Below are 11,922 nucleotides of genomic sequence, written 5' to 3'. Positions count from 1 at the left end.
ACACCTGAAACCTTGTAGAAAAAAGCAATTAGATGAAATCCACGAATTTTTAATAATGGGAAAGCGTCGAAATAAACCTCTGGTGAGCGTCATTATACCGACTTACAACCGGGACTGGATCGTTGCGGAGGCAATTGATTCGGTACTCGCTCAAGACTTCAGTGATTATGAGCTGTTGGTGGTTGACGACGGTTCGGAAGATCGTACAGCCGAAATTCTGGCGGCATACGGGGATAACATTACGGTGTTGCACCAATCGAATAAAGGCGTCAGTGCGGCCAGAAATTGCGGCATTGCCGCGGCAGCCGGTCGGCTGATTGCATTCTTAGATTCAGATGATCTCTGGCTGCCGCAAAAATTATCCACCCAGGTGAAATTTTTTTCTGACCATCCGGATGCCGTCATCAACCAGACCGAGGAGCGCTGGATCCGAAACGGTGTGCGGGTCAATCCCAAAAAGCGACACCTAAAATTTTCAGGGATGATATTCGAGCGTTCCCTGGCCTTGTGTCTGGTCAGTCCTTCGGCGGTCATGATTAAAAAAATTCTTTTCGATACCGTCGGTGTTTTTGATGAAGACTTGCCGGCTTGCGAAGACTATGATTTGTGGCTGCGAATCAGCTGCCGATACCCGGTCCATCTGATTGAAACAGCCTTGATTATTAAACGGGGAGGGCATGAAGATCAGCTTTCCAGAGCTGCGGGGCTGGATAAATATCGGATCCGCTCTTTAGTCAAATTGCTTGAAAGCGACCTGCTGGCGCCCCAACAGCAGCGGGTCGTCATTGATACCTTATATGAAAAATGTACCGTATACGCCGGTGGGTGTCGCAAACGGGGAAGAGAAGAAGAAGCCGAAACCTATTATCAACTGGCGGATCGATATAGGCAGCAGAAGACAGATGACAGTTGATAGAAAAAAGGCAGGCAGCATTTCCTGATTTGGCTGCTGTTGTTTCCTTCCAGGAGGGTTGGCAATGTATCAGAAAAATGCCTTGGAACGAAAAACAATGGCTCGTAACTATAAAAAATTTATGATTATTTCGATTGAGATGTTGTAAAACGCGCAACTTTCATGTTGGCACATCGTGTCGTTTCATTAACCCATTGAATATCAATTTGTTACAAACTTCTTGCATTCATAATTTGGATTTGTTAGGTCTTCGACGTGACATCCCCATTGAAATCATTTTCAAGCCGCTTATGTTATGAGCTAGCTAAGCATAAAGCGCGTACTCGCATGTCGTCGAGCAAGTTTTCATCATCAACCTTAACGGTTAACCATAAGGAGGTTCAAATGAAAAAAGTGCTTATTTTGAGTTTAGCCGTCATCTTTGGTTTTGCCCTTGTTATGGGCTGTGCACCCGAAGAAAAGGCCAAAACTGAAGAAAAAGCCGCTGCCGAGGCGCCGGCAAAGACAACTTTTGTCACTATCGGGACCGGCGGAATCACCGGTGTTTACTATCCCACCGGCGGTGCTATTGCCAAAATCGTCAATAAAAAGAAAGACGAATATGGCATCCGTGCAACAGTGGAATCCACCGGCGGTTCGGTGTTTAATGTCAATGCCGTTATGGCCGGCGACCTGGAATTCGGTGTCGTCCAGTCTGACAGGCAGTTTCAGGCCATCAATGGTCTGGCCGAATGGAAAGATAAAGGCAAGCAGGATGATCTGCGGGCGATATTCAGTATCCATCCGGAGTCCATTACCCTTGTGGCTGCAGTTGATGCCGGCATTGAGTCGATTGAGGATCTGAGGGGCAAACGCGTCAACATCGGCAACCCCGGCTCAGGCCAACGCCAGAATTCCATTGACGCCCTGACTGCAGCGGGGATCGATTACAATACCGATATCACCGCAGAAAGCGTCAAGGCCGCCGAAGCGCCCGGTCTGCTGCAGGACGGTCGTATCGATGCCTTCTTTTACACCGTCGGGCATCCCAGTGGCGCCATCAAAGAGGCTACCGCCGGCGCCCGCAAGGTTCGTTTTGTGCCGGTCACCGGTGCGGGGATCGACAAGCTAATTGCCGACAATCCTTATTATGCCAAGGCCAAAATTCCAGTCGGTGTTTATCCCGGAGCCCAGAACGATGCTGACGTCGAAACCTTTGGCGTCAAAGCCACTTTCGTTACTTCTGCTAAAGTGCCGGAAAAAGTGGTATATGCCATTACCAAAGAGGTTTTTGACAACTTTGATTCTTTTAAAAAGCTTCATCCGGCCTATGCTATTTTAAGCAAGCAAAACATGATGGAAGGCCTTTCCGCACCGCTGCATGCGGGTGCTGAAAAATATTACAAAGAAGCCGGATTAAAGTAAGCGATATCCATAATACATCGTGTAACCTGCCTGCGGAGACGGCGGTGGCCAGCCGCCGTCTCCCTATTGATCAACTTTAAACGTATATCAGCAATATGGTTCTATCGCGCTGATCGGGCGCGTCCTGTCTCTGCAGCCTTTGTGCTGAGCTCTATCCAGTAATAATCGTCTTTAGAATCTGCGTTCCCGCGTGCCCGTCAAACTGAGATTTTGATCCGGATAGCGGGTTTTTGCCGTCAAACTTTCCTGATAGATTGGGTGATTATTATGAGTAACCACGAAATCCAAGAAAAGGACGAGGGCATTGAAATCGCACGGCGAATGGCCGAAGAAGAAGAAGGCATCGGAAGAAGACCCAAAGGCCCCCAGAAGTATGTAATCCCCACCGTTGCGGTTTGCTGGAGCTTATTTCAACTGTCCATTGCCAGCTGGCTGATCATGGATTCTACCTTCATCCGGGCCATTCATCTGGGTTTTGCCCTGTTAATTGTCTATCTGAATTATCCCCTTTTTAAGAAAACCCACTTTGGTCTGAAGTATTTCTCTGCTAAAAATCGAATTCCCATTTTAGATTATGCTATCGGTATCATTGCCGCCTTTGCGGCCATTTACATTGTCATCGATTACGCAGGGCTGGTCACGCGTTACGGTTCCCCGATTACACGCGACATCGTCATCGGTATTACCCTGATGGTGCTTTTGCTGGAAGCCACGCGTCGTGTCATTGGACCGGCTCTTCCGGTCATTGCCACTATCTTTATCGTTTATTCCTTCTTAGGGCCTTATATGCCCGATTTAATCGCTTTTAAGGGCACATCGCTCAACCGTCTGATGGGCCAGATGACCATGTCCACCGAGGGGATCTACGGTATTCCGCTGGATGTTTCAGCCACCATTGTGTTTCTGTTTGTTCTTTTCGGCGCCATGCTCGATAAGGCCGGTGCGGGTCAATATTTTATCAAGCTGGCGCTGGCGCTGCTGGGCGGATTTAAAGGCGGACCGGCCAAAGCTGCCATCATGGGCAGCGGGTTGACCGGTCTGGTGTCGGGTTCCAGTATCGCCAACATTGTCACCACCGGAACGTTTACGATCCCCTTGATGAAAAAAGTCGGTTACCCGGGCACCAAAGCGGCTGCCGTTGAGGTGGCGGCCAGCACCGACGGCCAGTTGGCGCCACCGATTATGGGTGCGGCGGCCTTTATCATCGCCGAATATGTGAATGTCCCTTACATCGATGTGATTAAAGCCGCTGCGATTCCAGCTTTTGCATCATATGCGGCCCTGTTTTTTATTACCCACATTGAGGCCTCCAAACTGGGGCTCAGGGGCATGTCGCGGGCCGAGCTGCCGCCTTTTTTGAAGACCCTGCTCAGCGGCGCACACTACCTGATACCGCTGTGTTTTTTACTTTATGAGTTGATTGTCGTGCGCCACTCACCGGAGCTGGCAGCATTCAACGCCATCTGGGTGATGGCCATCGTGATGTTCCTGCAAAATCCGGTAAAAGCGTACCTGAAAAAAGAGCCTCTGGGGCCGGCGTTTAAAAAGAGTGTCGAAGACATTTTTTCAGCACTGGCTTCCGGCGCGCGCAACATGGTTTCGGTGGCCCTGGCAACGGCTGCTGCCGGGATCATCGTGGGGGTGGTAGCCCTGGGTTTGGGGCAACTGATCACCCAGATCATCGACACCCTTTCGGGCGGCAATATCTTTCTGATGCTGGTGATTACCGCTGTGGCCAGTCTGGTTATCGGGATGGGTCTGCCCACTACTGCCACTTATATTGTCATGGCATCGCTGACCGCCCCGGCCATCGTGACCATCGGCGGTATGCAGGGATTCATCGTACCCTTGATGGCTGCGCATCTGTTCTGCTTTTATTTTGGTATCCTGGCCGATGACACACCACCGGTGGGGCTGGCAGCCTATGCTGCGGCGGCCATTGCCAAGTCACCACCAATACCAACCGGCTTGCAGGGATTTATGTATGATATTCGCACTGCGATTTTGCCGTTCATGTTCATTTTCAACTCGGATTTGATCCTGCACAATATCTATAGCTGGCCTCAAGGGCTGCTTATTTTTGTGATGGCTTGCGTCGGTAACTTCGCTTTTGCATCCGCAACCCAGGGATGGTTTGTAGCCAAAAACAGAATATATGAGATCCCGCTGTTTTTATTCGTTACCTTAAATTTGATGCGCCCGGATTTAATTGCGCGCTTGATCGGACTGCCGCATGAGCAGCGCTATTGGACGTATCTGATCGGTTTGGCGGTTTACGGCGTGCTATATCTGATGCAGCGGCCGCGCACACCTAAAATAGCTGCCGAACCGGCAGCCGCATGAAAGGAAATAGTTATGGGTGCTGCAAAAAAAATTATGGCAGCAGTTGGCATGAATCGGTATACTGAAGGTCTGCTGACATATGCAACCGATATGGCCGACAGCATGCGTGCCGAGCTGATCTGTGCCAATATCATCAATGCGCGTGATGTCGAGGCCGTGGGGACTATTGCGGATATGGGGTATGAGGTCGACGGCGATAATTACGTTGACAGCATTAAGGGAGAGCGTCAGCAGGAATTTGCTGCTATTTTAAAAAAGATCGGTCATTCAACCAATAAGATTCGCCTGATTCTCAAAATCGGCAATCCGAGCGAGGAGTTGCTCAGAATAGCAGTTAAGGAAAATATCGATTTATTGATCATGGGTATTAAAAGCCGCAGCGACATTGAATATGCCCTGATTGGATCTGTAGCCGAAAAAGTTTTTCGCCGCTCCCCGGTTCCGATCCTTTCCTATCGGGACAATGAAATGGCCGAACGCCTGAAAAAACATATCCGTTTATCCTAACTGGGGCCTGCCACCCTGAAAGGAGGGCATGATGTTCAGGTACCTTTGTGTGACGCTCGCTATCCTGGTCACCGGGATCTTGATCGGTTGGGCCCCGGTGATGGCTGGTGATCGTTTTGTTGATAATGGTGATGGAACCGTTACCGACCGCAAAATGAACCTGATGTGGTCAAAAACAGACAATCAGGGCGACATCAACTGGATCCAGGCCGATAAATGGGTGCGCTTTACCTTCCCCGATACGATTCCAAAAAGATACGACAACTGGCGATTGCCGACACTGGCGGAATTGCAGAGTCTTCTGGTAGACGATATGAACTCTAAAGGGCATGAGACCGATTGCGGCCAATGGGTACAGATGGTGCCCGAGATACAATTAAGCTGCGGCTGGGTCTGGACCTCTGAAACCGATCCGATTGCACCCACCGCTCGGATTTTTAATTTTGACAACGTCTATCACTACACGGTTCGCAAAGCGCACAAGCGGGGCTACCGCGCGCTGCCGGTCAGGAGTTTGAAATAGCAGAAGTCAGATATCAGAAGACAGAGGACCCGTCTTCGCTTTTTCAAGCTACGCCGCGGCAAACAGAGTTCTGATGTAGGGGCGGGGTTTATCCCCGCCCACTCAACTTTAATTTATTAACGTTTAAAAAAGGGGCACAGAGTGATCATCCTTTTACTCTGTGCCCGTGTTTTATGAATAGTAAGTTTCCAGATCAAAAATGAGGGATTTTTTTGTTGGGCAAGGCCGCACAACTCGCCGTCGCTAACCTCCGTCGCTAAAGCTCTGGAAGTCAGGAAGCTATGGCGCGGCAAGTAGAGGTCAGACGACAAATGACAGACGGAAAATTTGAGGATCAGGCAAATTATCTGTCCTCTGCCCTCTGTCTCCTGACACCTGAAACCTGTCCTTAACTAGTTCCCGAAACCGAATAAACGCAAGCAGCCAGAAACAAGCAGCCAGAAGCCATTTATCATTTCTGGGTGACACGCAGAACTTCCTCAACCGTGGTCAACCCTTTCAACACCTTCGCCATACCATCCTGACGCAAAGTCCTCATTTTTTGCCGCACGGCCTCACTTTTGATGCGATTTGAATCAAAGGTTTTTAGAATAAGGCTCTTTAAGCGCTCGGTTAGTACCATGATTTCAAATATGCCCAGTCTTCCCCGGTAGCCAGTACTGAAACAATTTTCGCACCCGGCGGCTTTATAGACCGTATGCTCACTGAAAAGCTCCGGCGAAAAACCGATGCTCTTTAAATAAATCGGGTTGGGCTCGTAGGACTGGCGACAGTCTTTACAAAGCACCCGCACCAGGCGCTGGGCCACCACCGCCAATATGGACGATGAGATTAAAAAGGGCTCAACTCCCATGTCCACCAGGCGAGTAATGGCACTGGCGGAGTCGTTGGTATGCAGGGTTGAAAATACCAGATGGCCGGTCAGGGCGGATTGGACTGCGATCTCGGCGGTTTCTTTATCCCGGACCTCCCCGACCAGGATGACATCCGGGTCCTGTCGCACAATCGATCTGAGACCCCGGGCAAACGTCAGCTCGATTTTGGGATTAACCTGTATCTGACTGATGCCTTTGATCTGATACTCAATGGGATCTTCGATGGTGATGATATTGATGTTGGGCTCGTTAATAGACGATAAAATCGCATACAGGGTTGTGGTTTTACCGCTGCCGGTGGGGCCGGTGTTGAGAATGATGCCATTGGGGGATGTCACCAGCTTTTTGAGCAATTTCAGCCGGCCGGGCTCAAGGCCCAGGTCTTCCAACTCGAGCAGGGAACCGGATTTGTTTAGCAGGCGCAAAACCAGGCGTTCGCCAAAAGCAGTCGGGATGGTGGACACCCTGACGTCAATGTCCTGGTCGCCGATTTTGACTTCAAAGCGCCCGTCTTGAGGCAGTCGTTTTTCGGCAATATTCATTTTGGCCATGACCTTAACTCGCGAGATTAAGGCCGGTTGAATCCATTTGGGTGGCGTCAGCAAATCATACAGGATACCATCGACCCGATAGCGAACCGTAAAACTGTTCTGGTAAGGCTCAAAGTGAATATCGCTGGCCCTTGCCTTGATGGACTGGGAAATAATGTGATTGACCAGTTTAATGATCGGTGCATCACTGGTGTCATCAAGCAAATCAGCCGTTTCCTCAATTTCGCTGATAATATTGGTGCCGTTTTCCTCCATATCCTGCACCAATTGTTCAGCAGAGTCACGGCGTAAGTCATACTGTAGGTTGATGGCTGAAACGATTGCATCGCGGGTCGATAAAACCACACGATAATCAGATATGCCGATGGTTTTAACAAGGTCATCCAACGGTTGAAAATTGAGCGGGTCGTTGATGGCAATAACGCAGCCCGGCTGAAATTGCGTATCCTCTTTTTGGGTTTCGTCCTGAAGCTTAAGACCGCAATCTTTAGCAGAGATGGCTTCGGTGTATTCCAGAGGGACCAGGTGGTATTTTTTTAAAAATTGGATCGAGACCTTGTCGGTAAAATCCGAATCGGTGCTCTCAAACGGCAATCGCGACCAAAATGGCATCCCGTATTGGATGCTCAACGCTTCCAGTAGCTGATCCTCTGATAAATTTTTTTGATCGATGAGAATCTGGCCCAGATGTTCTCCGGATTCGGTCCGCAGACGCTGAGCTTCATCCAGGTTTTCTTCATCGAGCCCGAATTTGTTTTTGAGTATGTCGGTTAATCGTGAAATCATAATAATAGTGAACGACTTGGCATATAAGATCAGCTTTCGTTTTCTTTATAACTTTCAGGTATTGTCATCAAGGAGTATTGGCGTGTTGTATAAAGATAGAGCTTGCAATCAGTACTCCATTGCGCCAATTTTCGAATACGTTGACACTCTATTCGATGACCTTGGGTGACGACTCTTTTGGTTCATACAGTTTTATGCCGCCTTCTTTGACAGAGCCCATCTCTCCCTCTTTATGTTGCAAAATTTCCTGGGCCTCCAGCGGGCTTTTAATGACCCGCGGTGTCAGGAAAATATAAAGATTGGTTTTTTCGCTGGTTTCGGTTCGTTTGCGGAACATCCACCCGAGCACGGGAATGTCGCCCAGCACCGGGACTTTTGTGTCATTGCGGGTGCTGGAATTATCGATCAGACCGCCGATGACCACCGTCTGGCTGTCTTTGACGATAACGGTGGTATCGACCGTTCGCTTCTGGGTGACCGGCAGGGTCGACGAGGTGGCCAGAGTGGAGGTCAGATCGATGTTGGTTACCTCCAGTGAAATCTTCATGCGCACCAGACGGCCTTCGGTCACGCTGGGTGTGATTTTTAAAATTTTGCCCACATCCCGATATTCAAAAGATTCAAATGTTCCGCCCGAGGGATCGGTGGTCGAACGCGTCTGATACGGTCGGTTTTCACCCACCGTAATGCGGGCCTCTTCATTGTCGGTGGTCAAAATCTGGGGTGTGGATAAAATGCGAAATTCATCGTCGGTTTTAACGGCTTTTATGATAGCCGAAATATTGGAGACCGTAATGCCGGCAATTTCGGTGGTGCCGCTGATCAAGCCGACCGCTAAGCCGGTGCTTCCTGAAAAAGGATTGACCAGGTTTCCGGTGTCATCGGTACTGGGCTGGATTTGGTCACTAAAGGTGGCACCCACGTTTGCATCCCGAACCTCGCCGAACGTCTGCCAGTCAATTCCGATATTCAGACTGGTGTCCAGGTCCACTTCCATGATCAGCGATTCAATGAAAACCATCGAGCGCGGAATATCCAGTTTTTTGATCACCTCTTCTAACACCAAAAAATCTTCCTGATCTGCCATGATGATGAGGCTATTGGTGGCCTTGTCGGCGGAAATTCTGACTTTGCCGGCAACCACCGGGGCGGCCGCTTTGCCTTTGGCAGCTCCTGCTTGCTGGGTGGGTACCTCCTGCAGCACCTTGGCCAGATCCTCCGCGTTGGCGTTTTCACAGTAATAAACGTGGATCTTGCCTTTGCCGCGGGGGGTTTCCTTGTCAATCATGGCAATTAGCTGTTTGATGCGCATCGTGTCCACTTCGTTGGCCAGCAGGACAATGACATTGGTGCGCTCATCAGCGACCATGGTAACCACCACATCCTTCGTGCCTTTTGTGCGTTTACGGGTCGGTTTGAAGACCGTGCTGAGCAGGCCGACCATCTTGGAGGCATCCGCGTATTCGACGGGGATCACCGAAATTTGCTGACCAATGCCGGGCACATCGATTTTTTTAAGAATTTTGAGCAGGCGTTGGATATTGGAAAGCACGTCGGTGATGATCATCATCTGGGTGGGTTGATAGGCCAAAATGACGCTGCTTTTTGATACCATGGGCGTAAATAAGCGTTTGATTTCAACCGGATCGGCATATTTTAGCGGTATCAATTGGGTAACGACCCGATCCGCGGGATCGGTTGCCTCTTCACGCAGGCGGGTTTCAATGCTTTTTGAACGGGCATCCGGTGAGGGGATAATTTTAATGACCTCGCCGGATTTGACGGTGGTATAGCCATGAACCTCCAGGACCGATAAAAATACCTGGTAAGCTTCTTTAATCGATATCTTTGAGGGCGATATGATCGTCACTTTGCCTTTGACACGCTGATCAACCACAAAATTGGTCCCTGTCAGCTCGCTCATGAACTTTATAAAAACATTGATATCTACATTGTTGAAATCAATGGAGACAAACTGCTCTGACGCTTCCGCTTGCTCTGATACCGGTCTGGCTTCCTGAGCGCTGCTGGTTGCGATCCATAAAGGGGGCACAATTGTGATGATCGCCAATGCTGCGATCGTGCGGATCAAACAGGGTTTCACAATCTTCATTTTTTTACCGTTTAGTTTATTCGATTTTATAGTTCAGTGTCCGTTTGCGGCCGCGCCGTTTTATTTCCAGCTGCACTTCCGACGCCGATGACAGGTCACCAAAAACTTTCATGGCATCTTCAACCGATTCAACGGGAGCCCCATTGACGCCGGTAATGATGTCGCCGTTGCGCAGACGCATTTTTCTGAAAACCGTATTGGGTTTTATCCCGGTGATCGATATCCCCGCCGGCTGGCCTTCTTCGATGTGGGGCCGGATACGGGCCTGCTCCATGAGCTGGTCCAGATTTTCCAGGGCGCTTTCAATCTGGTCGCTTTTCAACGTCAGTTGACGCGGATAAGATGAAACGGGCATTTTAGGCGGCGAGGATCCTTGCCTGGCTACTCGCGGGCTGGGGCCGCCGCCTCTTCGGGAGGCGGTGCCGGGTTCTTCCATTCCCAAAATTTCATCACGCCCATTTACACTCAAAACCACTTTTTGACGCAAGATCATCTTGACGGTAGCATTCTGGATGCTATCGCCAACACGATACAGGCTCTGTTCCCTGGTCTTGGCATCTTCAATAACAGCATACTCTTTGCCGGCTACGGTACCCCATAGTTTCAGCTTCAGATCGGTTTCTTTCAGGTCATCGACATTAATGGCCTTAACCGGGGCAGCGGATTCCGGACTGGTGTTAAACAGGTTTCGTTGCGCAATGGCGCCATATGCCGACATGGATTTGGTTTCCACTTTGGGCTTAGCGACGGGTTTTTTAACCGAACGCGGCAGCGGTTTTTCAACCGGATCCCCGAGCCAGGCCGTACCGATCGTGTAAAAGGCGCTGATACCAAAATACAGGCCTGCGGTAATCAGCAGCACATTGATCATTAAAAAGATTTTTTTGGTCGTCAGTATCATCGGCTCAATAAAAAGAATATGTGGGCGAATCCATGGGCCCTTTGATCTTAAAGGGAACGCCCTGAGTCTGCAACGTTTTGTCGGCCAGCAATTGCGGGATCTGCTTGCCCATCTGGGCCAGCAAGGCCTCATGCGGCCTGACAGTGCCGGATAAATCCAAAATTTTGCCTGACGAATGCGGGCTGAACTTTATCGAACCCGCCAGCGCACCATCAAGCTGATCGCCGTGCAGCTCACAGTGTTCAATCGTCAGTGAGCGGCCGTTGAACGACAGCTCGGCATCAATGCTGTCAAAAGTCAATACGCGCTGTGCCAATAGCGGCGGTGCCATTTCAATTTTTCCATCCGTCAGGGTCAGGTCTCCGACCAGCGCCTGATCGGGCACTTTGGCCGTAAATGTCAGCGTACCGTCCAGGTTGCCATAGATTTTGTGGCGCGTTAAATCGCTCAATGCCTCCAGCTGGTTGACCTGTATTCCGGCCAGGTCAGCATCGATGATAATCTCACGATTATCCGTTTGGTTGATGATGTCCACATTGCCTTTGAAATTGCCGCCGTAGCCCTTGCCCTTGAACCCGATACGGGTGGTTTCCAAAAATAAGGATAGGAGGTCTGGCGAAATTTTCAATTTATCGACATCGGCAATGGCCCTTCCCGAATGATACACACTAACGTCATAAAGCGTTAAGCCCGGCGGAAATCCCAGCTTGAGGCGGCCAATTTCCAGGGTCACCTTGGGATGGGTTTGACGGATATAATCCGCCAGGTATTCTTTTGCCAAATCGGACGGAAAAAGCACATATAAGAATAACAGGGCAGCGCACAAAATATATGCAGCCCAGGCAAATCGCGTTTTATAAAATTTCATCCAATAAGTGTTATGTGTTAATTGTTTAGTTCGCTCATAGATTATAGAAAAAATAATTTAATCCCTTCTAACAACTAACCAATAACAAATAACGAATAACTAATAATTTCTGATGGCATTTTATGACCATTAGAAATT

Annotated in this window: 9 protein-coding genes; 5 read left to right on the top strand and 4 right to left on the bottom strand. The window is 49.5% G+C overall.

The features are described 5' to 3' along the window. Positions 1 to 55: 55 nt before the first annotated feature. The 5 genes from QNJ26_14330 (at position 56) to QNJ26_14310 (ending at position 5,690) form a co-directional block, all read left to right on the top strand. The gene (locus tag QNJ26_14330) at positions 56 to 913 is read left to right on the top strand and encodes a glycosyltransferase (GenBank protein MDJ0986715.1); all 858 of its coding nucleotides are present in this window, start codon (positions 56 to 58) and stop codon (positions 911 to 913) included. A 384-nt stretch (positions 914 to 1,297) separates the two neighbouring features. Then, positions 1,298 to 2,317: a TAXI family TRAP transporter solute-binding subunit gene (locus QNJ26_14325; GenBank protein MDJ0986714.1), complete on the top strand. Its 1,020-nt coding sequence runs from the start codon at positions 1,298 to 1,300 to the stop codon at positions 2,315 to 2,317. 267 nt (positions 2,318 to 2,584) lie between these two features. Continuing rightward, positions 2,585 to 4,660: a TRAP transporter permease gene (locus QNJ26_14320; protein MDJ0986713.1), complete on the top strand. Its 2,076-nt coding sequence runs from the start codon at positions 2,585 to 2,587 to the stop codon at positions 4,658 to 4,660. A gap of 12 nt (positions 4,661 to 4,672) precedes the next feature. Continuing rightward, positions 4,673 to 5,167, top strand: coding sequence for a universal stress protein (locus tag QNJ26_14315; GenBank protein MDJ0986712.1), 495 nt, complete (start codon positions 4,673 to 4,675; stop codon positions 5,165 to 5,167). 31 nt (positions 5,168 to 5,198) lie between these two features. Continuing rightward, on the top strand, positions 5,199 to 5,690 hold the full coding sequence (locus tag QNJ26_14310) for a DUF1566 domain-containing protein (protein MDJ0986711.1): 492 nt from the start codon (positions 5,199 to 5,201) through the stop codon (positions 5,688 to 5,690). Between the two features lie 451 nt (positions 5,691 to 6,141). Here QNJ26_14310 and gspE read toward each other — a convergent pair whose 3' ends face one another. The 4 genes from gspE to gspN form a co-directional block, all read right to left on the bottom strand. Continuing rightward, positions 6,142 to 7,902 carry a type II secretion system ATPase GspE gene (gspE, locus tag QNJ26_14305; protein ID MDJ0986710.1) on the bottom strand — a complete coding sequence of 587 codons (1,761 nt, stop codon included), beginning with the start codon at positions 7,900 to 7,902 and terminating at the stop codon, positions 6,142 to 6,144. A gap of 148 nt (positions 7,903 to 8,050) precedes the next feature. Further along, the gene (gene gspD, locus QNJ26_14300; protein MDJ0986709.1) at positions 8,051 to 10,015 is read right to left on the bottom strand and encodes a type II secretion system secretin GspD; all 1,965 of its coding nucleotides are present in this window, start codon (positions 10,013 to 10,015) and stop codon (positions 8,051 to 8,053) included. Positions 10,016 to 10,031: 16 nt separating this feature from the next. Then, complete coding sequence (gene gspC / locus QNJ26_14295) at positions 10,032 to 10,916, bottom strand: type II secretion system protein GspC (protein MDJ0986708.1); 885 nt, start codon at positions 10,914 to 10,916, stop codon at positions 10,032 to 10,034. A 4-nt stretch (positions 10,917 to 10,920) separates the two neighbouring features. Then, positions 10,921 to 11,784, bottom strand: a complete 864-nt coding sequence (gene gspN, locus QNJ26_14290; GenBank protein ID MDJ0986707.1) for a type II secretion system protein GspN — start codon at positions 11,782 to 11,784, stop codon at positions 10,921 to 10,923. Positions 11,785 to 11,922: the final 138 nt, after the last annotated feature.

Source organism: Desulfobacterales bacterium, from assembly GCA_030066985.1.
Lineage (GTDB): Bacteria > Desulfobacterota > Desulfobacteria > Desulfobacterales > JAHEIW01 > JAHEIW01.
Note: the sequence above shows the minus strand (reverse complement) of the source record. Positions and strands in the feature narration are given on the sequence as shown.

Bases quoted from the DNA above. Each gene is read 5' to 3' on its own strand.
- gspE (MDJ0986710.1), bottom strand. From the start codon at position 7,902: ATGATTTCACGATTAACCGACATACTCAAAAACAAATTCGGGCTCGAT.
- QNJ26_14330 (MDJ0986715.1), top strand. From the start codon at position 56: ATGGGAAAGCGTCGAAATAAACCTCTGGTGAGCGTCATTATACCGACT.
- QNJ26_14320 (MDJ0986713.1), top strand. From the start codon at position 2,585: ATGAGTAACCACGAAATCCAAGAAAAGGACGAGGGCATTGAAATCGCA.
- gspN (MDJ0986707.1), bottom strand. From the start codon at position 11,784: ATGAAATTTTATAAAACGCGATTTGCCTGGGCTGCATATATTTTGTGC.
- QNJ26_14325 (MDJ0986714.1), top strand. From the start codon at position 1,298: ATGAAAAAAGTGCTTATTTTGAGTTTAGCCGTCATCTTTGGTTTTGCC.
- gspD (MDJ0986709.1), bottom strand. From the start codon at position 10,015: ATGAAGATTGTGAAACCCTGTTTGATCCGCACGATCGCAGCATTGGCG.
- QNJ26_14315 (MDJ0986712.1), top strand. From the start codon at position 4,673: ATGGGTGCTGCAAAAAAAATTATGGCAGCAGTTGGCATGAATCGGTAT.
- gspC (MDJ0986708.1), bottom strand. From the start codon at position 10,916: ATGATACTGACGACCAAAAAAATCTTTTTAATGATCAATGTGCTGCTG.
- QNJ26_14310 (MDJ0986711.1), top strand. From the start codon at position 5,199: ATGTTCAGGTACCTTTGTGTGACGCTCGCTATCCTGGTCACCGGGATC.